This is a genomic window from Streptomyces sp. NPDC093586 (genome assembly GCF_044764905.1).
GTDB lineage: Bacteria > Actinomycetota > Actinomycetes > Streptomycetales > Streptomycetaceae > Streptomyces.
The window spans coordinates 1-17,628 of sequence record NZ_JBIWJA010000029.1 but is presented as its reverse complement, the minus strand read 5'-3'; the positions used below and the strand labels follow the sequence as shown (position 1 = coordinate 17,628).

The following is a 17,628-nucleotide window of genomic DNA, read 5'->3' as shown; positions in this document are numbered from 1 at the left end:
CACCAGCGGGGACAGCCTCCCGTGCGTACGACCGGGAATACTGGAGGGTATGGATGGACAGCTGGACCGGCGTGCCGAACTGAGCGAGTTCCTGCGGACCCGGCGGGCCCGGCTGAAGCCGCAGGACGTGGGGCTGCCGGACTTCGGGCGGCACCGCCGGGTGCCGGGCCTGCGCCGGGAGGAGCTGGCACAGCTGGCCGGGGTGTCGGTGGCGTACTACACACGGCTCGAGCAGGGCAACGGGCAGAACGTGTCCACGGAGGTGCTGGACTCCATCGCCCGCGCGCTCAGGCTCACCGACGCCGAGCACGCGCACCTGACGCATCTCGCCAGGCCGAAGCAGCAGCGCAGGCGGGGCTCGGCGGCGCGGGCGCAGCAGCCGGTGCGGGTGGCGCTGCTCCAGCTGCTGGAGTCGATCGACACGGTGCCGGCCTATGTGACGGGCCGCCGGTCGGACATCCTCGCCTGGAACCGGATGGCCGCCGCCCTCTTCGGCGACTGGGGCGAGCTGCCGGCCCAGGAGCGGAACTGGGCGCGGCTGGTCTTCCTGAACCCGGAGTACCGCGAGCTGTTCGTCGACTGGGACCAGAAGGCGTACGACATGGTCAGCTTCCTGCGCATGGACGCGGGCCGGCACCCGGACGACCCGCGGCTGTCCGCCCTGGTCGGCGAACTGTCCGTGAAGAGCGAGGAGTTCCGGCGGCTGTGGGCCACGCACGACGTCAAGGAGAAGAGCTACGGCGTCAAGCGGATGCGGCACCCGCTGGTCGGCGACCTGACCCTGTCCTTCGAGACGTTCCGCCTGGTCGACGACGACGAGCAGGCGTTCATCACGTACCACGCCGAGCCGGGCTCGCCGTCGGCCGATGCGCTGCGGCTGCTGGCGAGCTGGGGGACGGACGCGGCGGCTTCCCTCACTCCCTGAGATCGTCCATGAGCCGGGCCGCGACGGGGACGGCCACGCCGTGCCGGTGGGCGGCACGCAGGAGTGCGCCGCCGATCGCGTCCAGCTCCAGCGGGCGCCCCGCCTCGGCATCCCGCTGCATCGAGGACCTGGCGCCGGACGGGAACGCCTCGTACAGCGCCGCCGCCTTCGTGACGTCGACGGGCGCGCCACAGGCCTCGCTGACGGCCGCCGCCTCCTGGAGGAGTGCGCCCAGCTCTTCGCCGTGCTCCTCGCGGATCCCGCCGATGGGGAGCCCGTAGCGCGTGGTGAGCAATGCGAAGGGGGCCAGGAAGGCGAGTTTGCTCCAGAGCAGGGTCGTCTCGTCGGCCACCACACGGGTGGTGGCGCCTGCGGCCTGGAGCCTCTTGGCCAGTCCACCGAGTCGTTCGGCCGTTCCGGCCAGGTCGATCTCGAAGAACGGGCTGCCGTGTTCGATGCTCCCCGGGGCGACCCGAGTCGACTCGACCCGGACGGCGCCCGCCACCACCCGGCGTTCCCCGAAGTGCCGGCGCAACCGTGCCGGATGCTCGATGCCGTTCAGGAGCGGCAGCACGAGCCCGCCGTCGAGCAGGTCGCGGGGGACCCTCTCCAGGGCCGCCTCCAAGTGGGTGTTCTTGACCGTCACCAGGCACAGATCGACAGGCTCACGCAGTTCGGTGTCCGCCTCGGCCGGGGTGGTGAAGTCGCCGAACTGCGCGCTGCGCACGTGGATCCCCTTCCCGCGCAGCGCGGTGGCCGTGGTGGTGCCCGCGAGGCAGATCACCCGGTGTCCTGCGCGGGTCAGCAGCGCGGCCAGCAGTCCGCCGACTCCGCCGGGGCCGAGAACGGCCACGGTCCAGGGACGGAGGGAGGCTTCGTCGAGCCGGGTGGGTGGGGTGGTCACGGTGAAAGGCCCTTTCGGACGGTCGGGACGCGGTGGGCGGATGTCACGTCAGCACGTACGCCGCGTTCGTTCCCGGGGAGCCGGCTGCGACGGGGTGCCCAGGACGGTGCGGCAGTCGAGCCACGCGGCGTCGCTGAGCAGGTTCCGCAACCGGGCGAACAGGGTCATGAGTTCGGGCCCCCACTTCTCACGGAAGGCGGGGTCGGTGTGGGCGAGGTCGATCTCGTTGGCGGCCGACAGCTCGGCGAAGTCGTGGCGCAGTCGCTCGGACGGCCGGTACGTACGGTCGGTGAACCGGTCACGGAAGACGGCGTCGGAGAAGGCCGGGTAGGTGACGGCTCGGTCGCATGAGGCATACAGGTACACGATGGCTTCGGCCTCGGTACCGATCACGGCTGCCAGGTCGGTACGACGGTCGAGAGTCAGCAGCGCTGCGGGAAAACCGTCGGTGCCGTACACCGCGTGACACAGGCCGGCGAGTTGGAGGGCGGGGCGCGCTCTCCACGTGGCGAGCCGGGCCCGCACACGCTGAAGGTGGGCGAGGAGGGTCCCTCCGGGATGGGCGATGCCGTCGGCGCCGAGTCGGCACAGGAACGCGACGGTCCGGTCGGCGGCAGCGGAGTGAGTGGTCACAGGCCCGGGGTCCTTTCGACGGGTGGCAGGTCGGCACCCGTACGACGCGTCCGCCCGGTCCGGATCCCGGCGAAGGCACCGGACGGGTTGCCGCCTGAGCCACGCGATGATCCTCACCGCCCTGTCGACCCCAGTCAATCCTGGGGATTACTCGTCAACCCCCAAGCAATGGCTTGGGTATGTTGGGCGGGTGACCTTGGATGACCTGCGCGTGTTCGTGGCGGTGTGCCGGGCCGGAAGTCTCAGCGCCGTGGCCCGGGACCTGGCCTGCACCCAGTCGGCGGTGAGCCAGCACGTGAAGCGGCTGGAGCGGGAGATCGGTGCGAGCCTGCTGGAGCGCCAACCCCGCGGAGTCGTACCCACCGCCGCGGGGCGCATCCTGTGCGAAGCCGCCGCCGACGGGATCACCGGGCTCGACCTCGCGCTGCGCCGCCTCGGGGACCTCGTCAACGGCCGCAGCGGATCGGTGCGGGTCACGACCGGCGGGACGACCGTGCGGCACTTCATGGCCGAGGCGATCGTCCGCTTTCGCCGGCGCTACCCCAAGGTGAGCCTGGAGTTCCAGACCGGGACCTCCAGCCGCGTCTGCTTCGACGCCCTCCTCTCCAGCGACCTGGACCTGGCCTGGATCACCATCGCCGACTCGGTGCGCGGGATCGAGCAACGACCGGTCGTCGACCTGCCCTGGGTGCTCGCCGCCCGGGCCGACGACCCGCTCGCGAGCCGCTCGCACATCGACGTGTCCGACCTCACGGACATCCCCCTCGTCCGGCTGCCACCCGACTCCAGTTCCGGCGGTGTGCTGGACGAAGCCTTCGCCGAGCTGGGTGTCAGGGCCGGCTTCGACACCAGCGTCGCCGACTGGGACACGGCCCTGCTGCTCACCGAACTCGGCCTGGGACACGCCGTCGTCCCCGCAGTTCCGGGTCGGCCCACATCGGCCGAGAACAGTCCCTTGCGCCTTGTCCCCATTCCGGCGCTGCCGCCCTTGACCGTCGGCTGGGCCGTACGCCGTTGGGACGCGCTGCCTCCACTCGCCCGGGCCTTCGCCGACACCGTTGCCCGTGACTGCGTGAAGAAGCTCGGGTGAAGAAGCCCGGGTGAGAAGGGCGGCGGCCTGCCCGCCGTCGCGGCCGTCTGTGGTGGGGGGTCGCGCGCCTCCGCGAACTCCGTTACGCGTGCGCCGGTTCGAGCAACACGGGTCTCATGGCTCCGCGTTCTCCTCGACGGCGATCCGGCCCTTGCGGATCGTCGCCAGGCACGGGGCCTTCTTCGCGATCGCCGAGTCGTGGGTGACCATCACGAAGGTGAGTCCCAGCTCCTTCCACATGCGGTCGAGCACGTCCTCGATCTCGTCGTGCGTCGACTCGCCGAGGTCTCCGGTGGGTTCGTCGGCGAGCAGCACCTTCGGCTGCTCGACCAGTGCGCGGGCGATGGCGACCCGCTGCTGCCGGACGCCGGACATCTCGCCGGGCAGACGACCGAGCCGCTCGCCGAGCCCGACGGACGCCAGCGCCTCGGCGGCCTTCTCGCGCCGGTCCTTCGCCTTGACGCCGAGCGGGGCCGGCGCGGTCTCGACATTCTCCTGCGCGGTCAGTGACCTTGGCCTTGGCGTCACCGAGCGTCCGGGCCTGGGCGAGCGGCGCGTAGAGGTCGGCCGCCGCGTCGGCGACGGCGACCTCGGTGTTGGTCTCGGGCGTCCTGAAGGTGCGGCCACTGGTGATCGTGGAGGAGGTCAGCGGGCCGAGACCGGGCTCGGTGACGTCGGTGCCGTAGACGGAACAGCCGTTGACGTCGAAGCCGGCGCCGCCGCCCTGGACGCGACCCCCGGGCGACTGCTGCTGCGCGCCCGGACCACCGCCCTGCCCCTGGCCCCGGCCGCCGGAGCCGCCCTCCTGCTGGAACTGACCGCGCGACAACTGGCCGCCGACCTAAGCGACTTGCATACTCGGCCCGCCCGCCGCGTCCGCGACGCCGCTCTGTCCGGCGACCTCGCCGACGGTCGAGCTCGCCAGCGTCTGGAAGCCCTGCGCCATGACGCGGTCGGTGCTCTGCTCCTCCTCGGCGCCGTCGCCCTGCGCGTCGGACCGGAAACGCGGCCGTTCGGAGGTGCTGGGGATGGGCGAGGCGGCCTTGGTGACCGTCATGTCCGTGCCCAGGCCGTACGGGGACTGCAGGACCTCGTCCTGGCCCTGCCCATGCCGGAGGGGACGGAGCCGACGACGGTGACCAGCGCGATGCCCGGCGCCAGGCCGGAGGCGACGACGAGGTCCGTCTTTCTGCGGCGGCGCGACTCGCGCCTCAGGTACGTGAAGAACATGGCCGCAAGGCAGGGACGGCCCGTGACGGAGGGACAAGGCCCGCGTAAGAGAAGGATGAGAACCCGGGGGGGGAACGGCGGACGCCCGCCGCCCCCGGTGAGGGGCGGCGGGCGTCCGCCGTGAAGTCGCGGTGAGCCGCGGGGGGTTCGGCGTCAGACCGCCGAACCCGCCTTCCACTGGGCCCAGTCCATGTTCCAGCCGTTGAGGCCGTTGTCCGGGGCGATGGTCTTGTCGCCGGTGTTCTGGACGACGACCACGTCACCGACGAGGGAGTTGTTGTAGAACCAGGCACCCGGCGTGTTCGGGTCGCCGGCGCCCTTGGCGTCCTCCAGGCCCACGCAGCCGTGGCTGGTGTTGGCGCTGCCGAAGATGCCCTTGCCCCAGTAGTTGCCGTGGATGAAGGTGCCGGAGGTGCTCAGGCGCATGGCGTGCGGCACGTCCTTGATGTCGTACTCGCCCTTGCCGTCGTCGTCGGTGAAGCCGACCGTCGAGCCGTCCATCCGGGTCTCCTTGTACTTCTCGGAGATCACCATCTGACCCTCGTAGGTCTTGTTGTCGGGCGAGCCCGCGGAGATCGGGATGGTGCGGATGGTCTTGCCGTCCTGCGTGACCTTCATCTGCTTGGTCTGCGCGTCGACGTACGAGACCTGGTTGCGGCCGATCTTGAAGGTGACCGTCTTCTGCTGGACGCCGTAGACGCCGTCGGCGCCCTCGACGCCGTCGAGCGCCAGCTTGAGGGTGACGGTGGAACCCTCCTGCCAGTAGTTCTCGGGCCGGCAGTCCATGCGCTGGGTGCTGAACCAGTGGCAGGCGACTTCCTGACCGCTGGTGGTGTTGACGGTGATCGCCTTCTGGACGGCGGCCTTGTCGGTGATCGCCTTGTCGAAATTGATCGACACGGGCATGCCGACACCGACGGTGGAGCCGTTGTCCGGGGTGAAGGTGCCGATGAAGCTGTTGCTCTTGGAGACGGTGGTGAACGAGGAGTTCTCGTGGGCGGTGCGGCCCTCGGAGTCCTGCGCGGTGACCGTCAGCTTGTAGGTGGTGGCCCGCTCGAGCTGGGCGTCCGGCTTCCAGCTGGTCCTGTCGGCGGATATCTTGCCGCTGACCTGGGTGCCGTCCGTCGTGGTCATCTTGACGTCGGTGAGCGTGCCCTTGCTCACGGTGACGGTGGCCGAGTTGTTGATGGAGGCGTTGTCCGAGCCGTTCGCGGGCGTGATCTTGATCTGGGCCTCGGAGGTCTTCTTGGCCGCCGCCTCGTCGACCTGCGCCTGCGAGGTGTTGCCGTCCCCTCCTCCGGAGGCGTCGGCGTCATTGCTGGAACATGCCGAGAGCACCAGCACACCGCCGAGCAGTGCGGTCGCGGCCGCCAGCCCCTTGCGCCGCTTACCGTCCGTCATCACACGCTTCTCCATCGTTGCCGAATCCCGAAAACCCCGAGGTTCCCCGTCAAGACGTCCAACGCTACGACCGGTTCGTCCCGTTCCATAACGCCGATGAGTGTGGGACATACCACGTCCACTGTGGGCGGTGACGGTGCGGGGGCCGGTCGGTGCGTCCCCGGAGACGGCGAGACCCCAAACGGCCGTTGCCGCGGGGAATCACCGTTCCCCCCACACATACCCACACGCCACGTCAACCGGCCGTCGGTTTCCCGTCTTCCGGATCGTCCTGGCCGTCATCATCCTCGCCCGGGTCCCAGTCGGGCGAACCGGGGTCGTGGCCGATCCGCTCACCGCTCCAGGAGGTCTGCCGGAGTTCGATCCCGGGCACCGCGCCGACCAGGTCGAACGGGTCCACGAGGTGGGCCGGGGCCTCGGCGGCGTCCTCGGCCACGGCGCGCTCGGCGTGCGCCCGTTCCGGGTCGGACAGCCCGGAGCCGCCGGCGAGGGCCCGCAGCGCGGCACCGGTGACGGCCTCCTCGTCCCGACCGCCAGGGGGAGGTCCACGCGAAGCCGCACAAAACGTGATGTCTCCGGAGTGCTCACGCCCGGAGAGTACGGCCGGACACTCCCGTGACTTTCCTGTTACCCGCGCCTTTCACTAACATCTGCCCACACGGCCAATTCGCCAGCGCCACAAGGGGATCGATATTCCGTGTCATCCGCTCGCCGTCCGTTGCTGACCGCCGCCGCCGCGGGGGGCCTGCTGTGTGCCCTGTGGTTCGTCCCGTCCGCGAACGCGACGCCCGGGACCCCGGCCGCAGGCACCACCTCCGCCAGCCCGTCGCCACAGGTCACCGAGCAGGCCAGAGCCGTGTCGACGGACACGGGGGCCGCCGGTGCCGAGAGCGCCCGGCTGGCCGACACCGGAAGCTTCGACAGCACTCCGTACGTCATCGGCGGCACCGCCTGCCTCGGTCTCGGCGCGGGGTTCGTCGCGTTCTCGATGCGGCGGGAACGCCTCGGTTTTTGAGAACACTTGACGTTCTTTTGGCAGTCTTGACCCTGCCGGGCGCCGCCCCGCGTGTGCGCCGCGCCCGCGGGAGTGCCGGTCGCGCCACAGGGGGCCCTCGCGTCACAGCGTGACGGGTCCCGCGGGTTCGGCCGTCGCAGCGGTCGGTGCGGAAACGTGATCGCTCCGAGGGCTTTCGCGGAACCCTCGCCCCTGCTCGTCCGCGAGAACGGGCCCGGTGGAAGGCGGAGCGTGATCAGCCGGTGTCCAGGCCGTCGATCAGGCGGCCGAGGAAGCGGGTGAAGGTGGCTTCGGGGGCGAGGGGACGCCCGGGGGCGGAGAGGGCCTCGGCGAGTTCCGGGTGGCGGCCGTCCGCGGCGACGGCGGCGAGGTAGCGGGCTTCGGCCGCGGCCCGGTCGGGGGACTGCGAGGCCGCGGCCTGCGCGATCTCGTGTGCGACGTGTCCGGCCACGAATGCCGTGAGTTGGGCGAAGACCTCCAGCTTCGCCGTGCCGTCCAGTCCGGTGGGCCGCAGGGCGGCGAGCGCGTGTTCCAGGAAGGCCAGGGTGCGGGGCCCGGGGATGCGGCGGGTGGACAGGGCGGCGGGCAGCCAGGGGTGTCGCAGCATGAGGGCGCGCTGGAGGTGGGCGATGGCCTTCAGATCGGCGCGCCAGTCGCCGGTGAGCGGGTGCGCGGCCGGCAGTTCGCCGCTGACGTGGTCGACCATCAGGTTCAGCAACGCCTCCTTGTCGGGGGCGTAGCTGTAGAGCGACATGACGCCGGCTCCGACCCGTGCGGCGACTTTCCGCATGGTGACCGCTTCGAGCCCCTCGGCGTCCGCCAGGGCGACGGCCGCCGCGGTGATCACCTCTCGGCTGTAGGCGGGCTTGCGGCCCCTGCGGGGCTGGTCGGAGACCGGCCAGAGGTGCCGAGGGTCGACGCCCGGGGCGCCGGTTCCTCCGTCACGGGGCACGGTCCACGCTCCTTCCTCGATCGGCGGCCCTTGCGGGCTCCAGTCAAGCATCCTCTATTCTCGTACAGCGTACGTAAATACAGGAGGGGAACGATGACATCACGCACACACGGTCCTGCGCCGAGGCCGGCCCGGGTACCGCCCGCCGGGAAACCGCCGCTGGTCTCACGAATGATGAGGGCCACGTGGCGCCGCCTCCCGGCCGCGCTGTACGACGTCGGGTGGGAGCCGGGGCTGGTGGTACCGGCCGCCGACGGCAGCCCGCTGATCACGGACCACTACTTCCCGCGCGCGGCGGGCGACTTCCCCACCCTCCTGGTCCGCTCGCCCTACGGCCGAGGTCTGCCGTGGTCCCCCATGTACGGCCTGCTCTTCGCCGAACAGGGCTTCCACGTGGTCCTGCAGAGCTGCCGCGGCACCGGCGGTTCGGGGGGCGCGTTCGACCTGTGGCGCAACGAGGCCGCCGACGGCCGGGCCACGGTGTCCTGGCTGCGCGAGCAGCCCTGGTTCGACGGAACGCTCGGGACCGTCGGCCCCAGTTACCTGGGCTACGTGCAATGGGCCCTCGCCCTGGACCCACCGCCGGAACTGAAGGCGATGGTGGTGCAGATGGGCCTGCACGATCCCTACGCCCTGTTCCACGAGCGCGGTGCGCTGCGCCTGGAGACCGCCCTCGCCGTCGGGGTGGGCATGACCTACCAGCACCGGGGCATGGCACCGTTCCTGAAGGCGACGCTGCGCCTGCAACGCCGTCTGCGTGACGTCACCACCGCGCAGCCGCTGCGCGGGGCGTACGCGTCGGCCCTCGGGGGCGAGGTGCCCTGGCTGGACGACGTGATGACGCACCCGGACCCCGAGGACGCGTACTGGCGCGGCGCGTCGTCGGCGAAGGCGGCGGAGCGGCTCGGCGTGCCCACGAGTCTGATCACCGGATGGCACGACGCGCTGGCCGACCAGACCCTCGAGCAGTACGACCGGCTGCGCCGGGCCGGCTGTGAGACCGCCCTGCTCGTCGGCCCCTGGACCCATACCTCCGCTCTGCAGCGGGGATGGCCCGAGGTGTTCGCCGAGAGCCTCGCCTGGCTGCGCGCCCACCTGTACGCCGACCCCTCCGGACTGCGTCCCACCAGGGTGCGCGTGCACATCGGCGGCGAAGACTCCTGGCGGAACCTCGACGACTGGCCGCCGGCCACGGCCGCCGACCCGTGGTTTCCCACCGCTCAGGGACATCTCACCCGGCAGGCCCCCACGGACTCCGCACCACTGACGTCCTTCTGCTACGACCCGGGCGACCCCACCCCGTCCCTCGGCGGCCCTCTGCTCTCCCGTACCGCCGGACCGCGCGACAACAGCGGCCTGGAGGCCCGGGAAGACGTACTGACGTTCACCGGTCCCCCGCTGACCGAGCCCGTGGAGGTCCTCGGGCCGGTCTCGGCGCGCTTGAGCATCTCCACGGACACCGGTCACGCCGACGTCTTCACCCGCCTGTGCGACGTGGACGCGCAGGGCCGCTCCGTCAACGTCTGTGACGGGCTGGGCCGACTGCGGACGGACGGGCAGAAGCCGTCGCGGATCACCGTGCCGATGAGCTCGACCGCCCACAGGTTCGCCATCGGTCACCGCATACGCTGGCAGATCAGCGGAGGCGCCCATCCGCGCTACGCCCGCAGTCCCGGCACCGGGGAGTCGCCGGTGGACGCCACCGCCTTCACACCGGTGCGCATCACGCTCCACACGGACTCGGCACTGATGCTCGCGACGCAGGACCACGGTTCCGGGCCCGGCCCCGTGGAGAACGGCTGACCGGCCGGACCCGACGGCCCGGCTCGCTCCTCGGCGCCGCCTTCGCCGTCCCGGCCGACCGCCTCCGGGACGCGCGAGGCGGGCAGGCCGCCGCCGGCCGGGATGATCCGAACGGCGGGCCCTACGGCGAATGCCGCCCGCGGAAGCGCCGCCGCTCCCCGTCCTCCTCCCGGGACGGCTCGTCCGCCAGCCGGACGACGGGGTCGTCGGGTCCCTCGCGGCCGGCCACGACCGGCCGGCCGGCCCGCTCGGCCTTGGCCCGGTACTGCGCGGCGTCGGCCAGCCGGAACAGCCGGCGGGCGGAGCGGACGGGCCCCACCGGGTCCTCGGTGGACGCGACCCCGCAGGCCACACCGTCGCCGAGTTCCAGCTCGGCCGCCCGGCGGCACAGCTCCTCGGCCGCCTTGACCACCGCGTCGGCGGGCGGACCGACCGCGAGCAGGCAGAACTCGTCACCGCCGAGCCGCGCCGCGAGCGCGCCCGGCAGCATGGCCCCGCACAGCGACAGCACCGACCCGAAGCGCTCCAGGAGCCGGTCGCCGACGGCGTGCCCGTGGGTGTCGTTCACCCGCTTCAGCCCGTTGAGGTCGCACACGACGAGGCTGACGACGACCCCCTCCGTGCGGTGCCGCTCCACCGCCTCGTCCAGGCGGGAGTCGACCGCCCTGCGGTTGGCCAGCCCGGTGAGCGCGTCGGTGTACGCGAGGCGCCGGACCTCCTCCAGCCGCTCGGTCTGCGCGATCCCGGCGGCCACCACCGAGGCCAGGACGGTGGCGAAGTCGGCGTCGCCCCGCGCGAAGACGGGCTCGCCCACCGGACGGGCCACGTACAGCTCGCCCCAGGCGCGGCCGTGCAGCACGATCGGCGCGACCACGCAGCAGCCGCGCCCCCGGCGGCGCAGGGCCGCGACGCGCTGGTGGACGTACCCGGGGCTCCCCGCCGCGGGTCCCGCGGCCGTCTCGACCCAGGCGTCGGGCTCACCGCCGCCGGCCCAGCGCTCGTGCAGGAACTCGGTGATCTCCGCGAACTGGTGCACGGGGTAGGACTCGTCCTCGGGGAACTCCTCCTCATCCTCGGCCCGCTCGCCCACGTTCACCAGGACCCGGAGCCGGCCGAGCTCGCGCTCCCACACCGACAGGGCCGCGAAGCTGCCGCCCAGCGCCCGGCACGCGCCGGCGGCCGCCGCCCGCCACGCCTCCCGCGAACTGTGCGCGGCGGCCATGCCCTGCGCCAACGCCACGACGGCCGCGAGCCGTCTGTCCTCACCCATCACTCCAGGCTAGGGACGTTCTACCCAAAAGTGGACATGGGTGACGCGAACGGGGCCCGCCCCGCCCCCTGCGTCCGTCACTCCCCGGGCCAGCGCGGCGCCCGCTTCTCGTTGAACGCCGCGACGCCCTCCGCCCGGTCCCCGGAGAAGGCCACCGTCCGCCACGCCGCGTCCTCGACCTCGAGGCCGGCCCGCAGGTCCAGCCCGTGACCGAGCCGCAGCGCCCGCTTGGCCGCCCGCAGCCCCACGGGCGAGTTCGCGGCCATCCGGGAGGCCAGGGCGAGCGCCTCCTCGCGGTCCCGGCCCTCGTCCACCAGCTGGTCGACGAGGCCCAGCTCGCGCGCCTCCGCGGCCTCCACCCGCCGCGCCGTGAACACCAGCTCGGCAGCGCGCGCCGCCCCCACCCGGCGCGGCAGCAGCTGTGTGCCGCCCCCGCCCGGGATCACCCCGACCGACACCTCGGGCAACCCCACCACCGCCGTGGGGTCGGCCACGATCACGTCGCACGACAGCGCCAGCTCGAAGCCGCCGCCCAGCGCGAACCCGTGCACGGCCGCGATCGTCGGCACCGGCAGCTCCAGCACCGCGGTGTACGCACCCCGCGTCACCGGCCGCTGGCGCAGCAGGTCGGCGTCGGAGAAGGAGTTGCGCTCCTTCAGGTCGGCGCCGACGCAGAACGCCCGCTCGTGCGTCGAGGTCAGCACGACCACCCGTACGCCCCGGTCCTCGCCCAGCGCCTCGCACGCCGCGCCGATGGACCGGGCCATCGCGGTCGAGACGGCGTTCATGGCCTTCGGCCGGTCGAGGACGAGCTCCGCGACGTGCCCGTCCCCGTGCCGCCGCACCAGGACGAACTCTCCGAACCGCTCCTCGCTCATGACACCCTCCGGTTAACGCGGGTTAACAATTCGACCGCCCGATCATCGCAGGCGCGGCGGTGCGGGAAAAGGCCGGGCGCGTGCCGCCGCGGCACCCCGCCTCCGTCCACCCGTTCGAGTGACATCCCGTCGATGCCGCCCGCCCTGCGCCCGGCAGCGCCTAGGGTCGCTCGCCAAGCGCAGCGGCGGGGGGCACCTGCGCATCGGGGAGGGGCCATGACGACGACGGACACGCCGACCACACCGCCACCGCGGTTCCTCCGGATCCGGGGCCGTCACCGTCGGCCGCGCCCCCGCAAGGTCCTCCTCGCGGCCGGCGGCCTGGCGCTCGCGGTCGGCGCCCTCAGCCTCGTACGCCCGGGCCCCGAGCCCGGGGAGGGCGGGCTCGGCGGTTCCGGCGCCGAGGCCGCACCGCGCGTGGAGACGGGCAGGGACGGCGCGGGCCACGCCGGGGCGGGGCGGGAGACAGGCGGCGCGAACACCGGTGCCACGTCCGGGGCGAGCCCGTCGGCGACGTCCGTCATGGGCGGCCCGAGCGCGTCTCCCCGGCCGGGCGGCCTGATACCGGCCCCGTCCACGAGCGGCTCCTCGACGCCCCGCCCTTCGGTGCCGGCCGCACCGTACCCGTCGGCGACGGTCTCGACGACCGCCCCGGAGCGCCCCGACGACCCGGACCTCCCTCACACACCGGGCACCGGCACCGGGGATCCGACGCCTCCCGCGCCGCAGCCTCCGCGGCCGCCGGACGCCGGTACTCCCGCACCGCGCCCCGCACCCACGTCCGCCCCGAGCCGCACCACACCGCCCGCTCCGGAACCGGAGCCCGCGCGGGGGCTGTGCGTGCCGCTGCTCGGCCTGTGCGTGGACCTGCTGGACGGCGACGGCTGAAAGACCCGCCCGCGCCCGCCGCCGTCCCCCGCTCCGCGCCCTACTCCCCGCCGTCGCCCCGCCGGGTGAGCAGCCACGGCTCGATCACGCCGAGTCCACGCACCGGCCGCTGCCACATCGGCTGGAGCGCGAAGCGGTACGCCGGGGGCTCCTCGCCCTCCTTCTCCGCCGCGGCGGCCTCCTCGGCCGCCTCCGCCTCGGAGGCCGGGGCGTCCCGGGTGCGGATCAGCTCCTCGGCGAAGGCGGAGTCGATGAGCACGGCGTCCTTGGGGGCTATCGAGGTCAGCCGGGAGGCCAGGTTCACGGTCGTACCGAAGACATCGCCCATACGGGTGGTCACCGTGCCGAAGGCGAGGCCGACGCGCAGCTCCGGCATGGTCTCGTCGTTCGCCATCGTCTCGATGAGGCGCAGCGCGATCTCGGCGGCGGTGCCCGCGTCGTCGGCGGCGTACAGCACCTCGTCGCCGAGGGTCTTGATCAGGCGTCCGCCACGGGCGGCCACCAGGTCGGCGGCGGTGGTCTCGAACGCCTCGACCAGCTCGCCGAGCTCCTCCTCCTCCATCCGGCGGGTCAGCCGGGTGAAGCCGACCAGATCGGCGAAGCCGACCGCGAGCCGCCGGTCCACCATCTCCTCGTCGTCGCCGGCCTGCACGACCCGGCCGGTCGCGGCGGCGAGCTGACGGCGCCAGACGTAGACGAGGAACTCCTCCAGCTCCGGCAGCAGCAGCTCGATCAGCGGGTACGTCACCTCGGTACGGGTCATTCCCGGCTCGGGCGGCTCGGTCAGGCCCTCCAGGAAGGAGTCGATCTGCCACTCCGCCAACCGGGCGGTGGTCTGCCCGGTGGACCGGGCCACCTGCACGGCCATGGCCTCGCTGAGCAGCCCCGCCTCCACCAGACCGGCCAGGCGCCGCAGGGCCAGGACGTCGGCTTCGGTGAGCGCCTTGGCCTGCCCTATGTCGGCGAAGCCCATGGCCCGCCAGAAACGGGAGGCCAGCTCCATGGAGACACCCGCGCTGCGGGCGGCCTGGAAGGGGGTGTAGCGACGCTCGGCGCCCAGGATGAGTCCTTCGAGGCGCAGCGCGAGCGGGTCCTCGCCGGAGTCGGCGGGATCCGGGGCGGGCTCGGGGTCCACCCGGCCGTCCCCGTCCGCGCCGGAGCCCGTGTCGTCGACGGTCACGCCTGCTGCCCTTCCGATCTGCCGCGGTCAGGTTCGACCGGCCCCAACTTTACGTCAGGTGTGCCCCAGCTCACTCCCGCGAGCCGCCTCCCGGCGCGGGCGCGGGGGCGACCCGCGTCGGCGGGCGCGTACCCCGGCCCGGCACTGACAGAGCGCCCGGCGCGGGGGTGGGTTCGCGCGGCCCGGCGCTGCCGGGGTGCCGCTGCGCCCACCCGTGCCGCCCCAGCGGCACGACTGCCCGCAGCTGGGGCAGCATGGCGGCGGCCCGCAGCTACGCGGGACGGCGTGGCGCGGCGGGACGGGGTGACGGCGGTCAGTCGCGTACGGCGGGAAGGGGACGTGTCGGGGGGTGTCCGCCCGCAGCGGTTGGCGCGTCGACGCCGGTACTTCTGTGGCCGACCGATTCCGCGCCGTTCCGAGGACGGACACCCCCCGGCGCGGCCCCGCCCCACAGACCACCCACCGCGCCACCCGCACCCCCACCGAACCCGCCACAGGCCGCCGCAGGCATGACGCACCCCCACCCACCCCGCACAGGCCGCCGCAGGCACCCCGCCCACGCGCCGCAGGCCCCCGCCCCCTCACGCCAACCGCAGGTGCACGATGTCCCCCGCCCCCACCGGCTCCTGTACCCCCGCCCCCGTGGCCAGCACCAGCCGTCCGTCCCCGTCCACGGCCACCGCCTCCCCCACCAGCGCCCGGTCCCCCGGCAGCTCCGCCCGCACCACCCGCCCGAGCGTCGCGCACCCCGCCGCGTACGCCTCCTGCAGCCCGCTCACCGCCGGGTCGCCCCCGGCCGACCGCCACCGCCCGTACCAGTCCTCCAGCGCCCGCAGCACCCCCCGCAGCAGCGGGTCCCGGTCCGTGCTCACGGCCCCCGCCAGTGCCAGCGACCCGGCACGCGGGACGGGCAGCTCGTCCGCCCGCAGGGTGACGTTGATCCCGACGCCGATGACCACTCCGTCGTCGCCGGCCCGCTCCGCCAGGATCCCGCCGGCCTTGCGTTCCTCGCCGTCCACCGTGACAAGGAGGTCGTTGGGCCACTTCAGGGCCGTGTCCACCCCCGCCGCCCGGGACAGCCCGGTCGCCACCGCGACGCCGGTGAGCAGGGGCAGCCAGCCCCAGCGGGCCACGGGCACCTCGGCGGGCCGCAGCAGTACGGAGAAGAAGAGCCCGGAGCGGGCCGGTGCCGTCCACTGCCGGTCGAGACGCCCGCGCGCGGCCGTCTGCTCCTCGGCGACGAGCACGGCGCCCTCGTCCGCCTCGCCCGCGGCGGCGCGGGCCACCAGGTCGGAGTTGGTGGAGCCGGTGCGCTGCACCACGTCCACCCGGCGCCACAGCCCTCCCTCCCGTACCAGTCCCCGGCGCAGTGCGGTGACGTTGAGGGGCGGCCGGTCCAGGTCGGACCACCGGCTGTGCGAGGAGTCGGAGGCGTCTCGGGGAGTCATGCAACCCACACTAGGTGTGGGAAAGACCGCACTGCCGATCGGAGGACCCCCCACTACTCTACGGATGAGTAACCGTCCCCCCCTTTTGAGCAGGCAGGGAGCCACATCCCGATGTCCGAGCCGGAAGAGCAGCAGCCTGACATCCACACGACCGCGGGCAAGCTCGCGGATCTCCAGCGCCGTATCCAGGAGGCTACGCACGCCGGTTCGGAGCGCGCCGTCGAGAAGCAGCACGCCAAGGGCAAACTGACGGCGCGTGAGCGGATCGACCTCCTCCTCGACGAGGGTTCCTTCGTCGAGCTGGACGAGTTCGCCCGGCACCGGTCCACCAACTTCGGCCTGGACAGGAACCGCCCCTACGGCGACGGCGTCGTCACCGGCTACGGCACGGTCGACGGCCGCCCCGTCGCGGTGTTCTCCCAGGACTTCACCGTCTTCGGCGGAGCCCTCGGCGAGGTCTACGGACAGAAGATCGTCAAGGTCATGGACTTCGCGCTGAAGACCGGCTGCCCGGTCATCGGCATCAACGACTCCGGCGGCGCCCGTATCCAGGAGGGAGTGGCCTCCCTCGGGGCGTACGGCGAGATCTTCCGCCGCAACACCCACGCCTCCGGCGTGATCCCGCAGATCAGCCTGGTCGTCGGCCCGTGCGCGGGCGGCGCGGTCTACTCCCCCGCCATCACCGATTTCACGGTCATGGTCGACCAGACCAGCCACATGTTCATCACCGGCCCCGACGTCATCAAGACGGTCACCGGCGAGGACGTCGGCTTCGAGGAGCTGGGCGGCGCCCGCACCCACAACTCCACCTCCGGCGTGGCCCACCACATGGCCGGCGACGAGAAGGACGCCATCGAGTACGTCAAGCAGCTGCTGTCGTACCTGCCGTCCAACAACCTCTCCGAGCCCCCCGCCTTCCCCGAGGAGGCGGACCTCGCGGTCACCGACGAGGATCGCGAGCTGGACGTGATCGTCCCGGACTCGGCGAACCAGCCCTACGACATGCACACGGTGATCGAGCACGTCCTCGACGACGCCGAGTTCTTCGAGACGCAGCCGCTGTTCGCGCCGAACATCCTCACCGGCTTCGGCCGCGTCGAGGGCCGGCCCGTCGGCATCGTCGCCAACCAGCCGATGCAGTTCGCCGGCTGCCTGGACATCACCGCGTCCGAGAAGGCCGCCCGCTTCGTGCGCACCTGCGACGCCTTCAACGTGCCCGTGCTGACCTTCGTGGACGTCCCGGGCTTCCTGCCCGGCGTGGACCAGGAGCACGACGGCATCATCCGCCGCGGCGCCAAGCTGATCTTCGCCTACGCGGAGGCCACGGTCCCGCTCATCACGGTCATCACCCGCAAGGCCTTCGGCGGCGCCTACGACGTCATGGGCTCCAAGCACCTGGGTGCCGACCTCAACCTGGCCTGGCCCACCGCCCAGATCGCCGTCATGGGCGCCCAGGGCGCGGTCAACATCCTGCACCGCCGCGCCATCGCCGACAGCGACGACCCCGAGGCCGACCGCGCCCGGCTGATCCAGGAGTACGAGGACACCCTCCTCAACCCCTACACGGCGGCCGAGCGCGGCTACGTCGACTCGGTGATCATGCCGTCCGACACCCGCCGCCACATCGTCCGCGGCCTGCGTCAGCTGCGCACCAAGCGGGAATCCCTGCCTCCGAAGAAGCACGGCAACATCCCCCTGTAAGGAGCCGCTGTGACGATCAAGGTCGTACGGGGCAACCCGACCCCCGAGGAGCTCGCCGCCGCCCTGGCGGTGGTCCGAGCCCGCGCCGCGACGGCACTCCCCGAGCCGTCCGGCGCACCGGGCCCACGGGACGCGTGGTCCGACCCGTCCCGCATCGCGGCCACCCGGCTCCCCCACCCGGGCCCGGCCTCATGGACCCGGACCTACTGGCCGAGCTAGTGACCTGAGTCGGAGATTCGTCGTTGGTTCGGTATGAGTCGTCCGGGTCCGAAGATTCCGCCGTTGTCGGTGACCGATGCCCAGCGGGTCG

At 72.8% G+C, this 17,628-nt stretch carries 16 protein-coding genes and 2 pseudogenes; 7 read left to right on the top strand and 11 right to left on the bottom strand.

Features of this window, described 5'->3' with window-relative positions:
• Window positions 1-49 precede the first annotated feature (49 nt).
• Window positions 50-925 carry a helix-turn-helix transcriptional regulator gene (locus ACIRFH_RS26160; RefSeq protein WP_403525449.1) on the top strand — a complete coding sequence of 292 codons (876 nt, stop codon included), beginning with the start codon at window positions 50-52 and terminating at the stop codon, window positions 923-925.
• Here the strand turns inward: ACIRFH_RS26160 and ACIRFH_RS26155 are convergent.
• On the bottom strand, window positions 915-1,829 hold the full coding sequence (locus ACIRFH_RS26155; RefSeq protein ID WP_403525446.1) for a ketopantoate reductase family protein: 915 nt from the start codon (window positions 1,827-1,829) through the stop codon (window positions 915-917). The two genes, ACIRFH_RS26160 and ACIRFH_RS26155, sit on opposite strands and share 11 nt — an antisense overlap.
• Window positions 1,830-1,877: 48 nt before the next feature.
• Entirely contained in the window at window positions 1,878-2,462 is a 585-nt protein-coding gene (locus tag ACIRFH_RS26150) for a DUF6817 domain-containing protein (RefSeq protein ID WP_403525444.1), read from the bottom strand.
• A 190-nt stretch (window positions 2,463-2,652) separates the two neighbouring features.
• On the opposite strand from ACIRFH_RS26150, the gene ACIRFH_RS26145 reads away from it, so the two are divergent.
• A complete protein-coding gene (locus tag ACIRFH_RS26145; RefSeq protein WP_403525441.1) occupies window positions 2,653-3,552 on the top strand; it encodes a LysR family transcriptional regulator in 900 nt (299 codons plus the stop codon).
• A gap of 114 nt (window positions 3,553-3,666) precedes the next feature.
• Here ACIRFH_RS26145 and ACIRFH_RS26140 read toward each other — a convergent pair.
• The 4 genes and pseudogenes from ACIRFH_RS26140 to ACIRFH_RS26125 all read right to left on the bottom strand — a co-directional run.
• Window positions 3,667-4,062 (bottom strand): annotated as a pseudogene (locus ACIRFH_RS26140) (ATP-binding cassette domain-containing protein); the annotation flags it as partial.
• Window positions 4,058-4,782: pseudogene (locus ACIRFH_RS26135) on the bottom strand (ABC transporter permease); the annotation flags it as partial. The pseudogenes ACIRFH_RS26135 and ACIRFH_RS26140, both read right to left, overlap by 5 nt.
• Window positions 4,783-4,935: 153 nt before the next feature.
• The gene (locus tag ACIRFH_RS26130; RefSeq protein ID WP_403525438.1) at window positions 4,936-6,183 is read right to left on the bottom strand and encodes an Ig-like domain-containing protein; all 1,248 of its coding nucleotides are present in this window, start codon (window positions 6,181-6,183) and stop codon (window positions 4,936-4,938) included.
• Window positions 6,184-6,418: 235 nt separating this feature from the next.
• Window positions 6,419-6,619 (bottom strand): hypothetical protein, encoded by a 201-nt coding sequence (locus tag ACIRFH_RS26125; protein WP_403525435.1) that lies wholly within the window; start codon window positions 6,617-6,619, stop codon window positions 6,419-6,421.
• 261 nt (window positions 6,620-6,880) lie between these two features.
• On the opposite strand from ACIRFH_RS26125, the gene ACIRFH_RS26120 reads away from it, so the two are divergent.
• A complete protein-coding gene (locus tag ACIRFH_RS26120) occupies window positions 6,881-7,198 on the top strand; it encodes an LPXTG cell wall anchor domain-containing protein (RefSeq protein ID WP_403525433.1) in 318 nt (105 codons plus the stop codon).
• A gap of 235 nt (window positions 7,199-7,433) precedes the next feature.
• Here ACIRFH_RS26120 and ACIRFH_RS26115 read toward each other — a convergent pair whose 3' ends face one another.
• Window positions 7,434-8,201 (bottom strand): TetR/AcrR family transcriptional regulator, encoded by a 768-nt coding sequence (locus ACIRFH_RS26115; RefSeq protein WP_403525431.1) that lies wholly within the window; start codon window positions 8,199-8,201, stop codon window positions 7,434-7,436.
• Window positions 8,202-8,324: 123 nt separating this feature from the next.
• Between ACIRFH_RS26115 and ACIRFH_RS26110 the strand changes: the two genes are divergently transcribed.
• A complete protein-coding gene (locus ACIRFH_RS26110) occupies window positions 8,325-9,953 on the top strand; it encodes a CocE/NonD family hydrolase (protein ID WP_403525620.1) in 1,629 nt (542 codons plus the stop codon).
• 121 nt (window positions 9,954-10,074) lie between these two features.
• Here ACIRFH_RS26110 and ACIRFH_RS26105 read toward each other — a convergent pair whose 3' ends face one another.
• Both ACIRFH_RS26105 and ACIRFH_RS26100 read right to left on the bottom strand, forming a co-directional pair.
• The gene (locus ACIRFH_RS26105; RefSeq protein ID WP_403525428.1) at window positions 10,075-11,223 is read right to left on the bottom strand and encodes a diguanylate cyclase domain-containing protein; all 1,149 of its coding nucleotides are present in this window, start codon (window positions 11,221-11,223) and stop codon (window positions 10,075-10,077) included.
• 77 nt (window positions 11,224-11,300) lie between these two features.
• Window positions 11,301-12,101 carry an enoyl-CoA hydratase/isomerase family protein gene (locus tag ACIRFH_RS26100; protein ID WP_403525425.1) on the bottom strand — a complete coding sequence of 267 codons (801 nt, stop codon included), beginning with the start codon at window positions 12,099-12,101 and terminating at the stop codon, window positions 11,301-11,303.
• A gap of 216 nt (window positions 12,102-12,317) precedes the next feature.
• Between ACIRFH_RS26100 and ACIRFH_RS26095 the strand changes: the two genes are divergently transcribed.
• Window positions 12,318-12,989 (top strand): hypothetical protein, encoded by a 672-nt coding sequence (locus tag ACIRFH_RS26095; RefSeq protein ID WP_403525422.1) that lies wholly within the window; start codon window positions 12,318-12,320, stop codon window positions 12,987-12,989.
• A gap of 40 nt (window positions 12,990-13,029) precedes the next feature.
• On the opposite strand, the gene ACIRFH_RS26090 is transcribed toward ACIRFH_RS26095, so the two are convergent.
• Both ACIRFH_RS26090 and ACIRFH_RS26085 read right to left on the bottom strand, forming a co-directional pair.
• Complete coding sequence (locus ACIRFH_RS26090) at window positions 13,030-14,169, bottom strand: adenylate/guanylate cyclase domain-containing protein (RefSeq protein ID WP_403525419.1); 1,140 nt, start codon at window positions 14,167-14,169, stop codon at window positions 13,030-13,032.
• 581 nt (window positions 14,170-14,750) lie between these two features.
• Window positions 14,751-15,617, bottom strand: coding sequence for a biotin--[acetyl-CoA-carboxylase] ligase (locus ACIRFH_RS26085; RefSeq protein WP_403525416.1), 867 nt, complete (start codon window positions 15,615-15,617; stop codon window positions 14,751-14,753).
• Between the two features lie 111 nt (window positions 15,618-15,728).
• On the opposite strand from ACIRFH_RS26085, the gene ACIRFH_RS26080 reads away from it, so the two are divergent.
• Window positions 15,729-17,318 carry an acyl-CoA carboxylase subunit beta gene (locus tag ACIRFH_RS26080; RefSeq protein ID WP_403525413.1) on the top strand — a complete coding sequence of 530 codons (1,590 nt, stop codon included), beginning with the start codon at window positions 15,729-15,731 and terminating at the stop codon, window positions 17,316-17,318.
• 9 nt (window positions 17,319-17,327) lie between these two features.
• Window positions 17,328-17,537, top strand: coding sequence for an acyl-CoA carboxylase subunit epsilon (locus ACIRFH_RS26075; RefSeq protein WP_403525410.1), 210 nt, complete (start codon window positions 17,328-17,330; stop codon window positions 17,535-17,537).
• The last annotated feature ends 91 nt before the right edge of the window (window positions 17,538-17,628 follow it).

Bases quoted from the DNA above. Each gene is read 5' to 3' on its own strand.
- ACIRFH_RS26160 (WP_403525449.1), top strand. From the start codon at position 50: ATGGATGGACAGCTGGACCGGCGTGCCGAACTGAGCGAGTTCCTGCGG.
- ACIRFH_RS26130 (WP_403525438.1), bottom strand. From the start codon at position 6,183: ATGACGGACGGTAAGCGGCGCAAGGGGCTGGCGGCCGCGACCGCACTG.
- ACIRFH_RS26115 (WP_403525431.1), bottom strand. From the start codon at position 8,201: ATGCTTGACTGGAGCCCGCAAGGGCCGCCGATCGAGGAAGGAGCGTGG.
- ACIRFH_RS26110 (WP_403525620.1), top strand. From the start codon at position 8,325: ATGAGGGCCACGTGGCGCCGCCTCCCGGCCGCGCTGTACGACGTCGGG.
- ACIRFH_RS26105 (WP_403525428.1), bottom strand. From the start codon at position 11,223: ATGGGTGAGGACAGACGGCTCGCGGCCGTCGTGGCGTTGGCGCAGGGC.
- ACIRFH_RS26100 (WP_403525425.1), bottom strand. From the start codon at position 12,101: ATGAGCGAGGAGCGGTTCGGAGAGTTCGTCCTGGTGCGGCGGCACGGG.
- ACIRFH_RS26095 (WP_403525422.1), top strand. From the start codon at position 12,318: ATGACGACGACGGACACGCCGACCACACCGCCACCGCGGTTCCTCCGG.
- ACIRFH_RS26085 (WP_403525416.1), bottom strand. From the start codon at position 15,617: ATGACTCCCCGAGACGCCTCCGACTCCTCGCACAGCCGGTGGTCCGAC.
- ACIRFH_RS26080 (WP_403525413.1), top strand. From the start codon at position 15,729: ATGTCCGAGCCGGAAGAGCAGCAGCCTGACATCCACACGACCGCGGGC.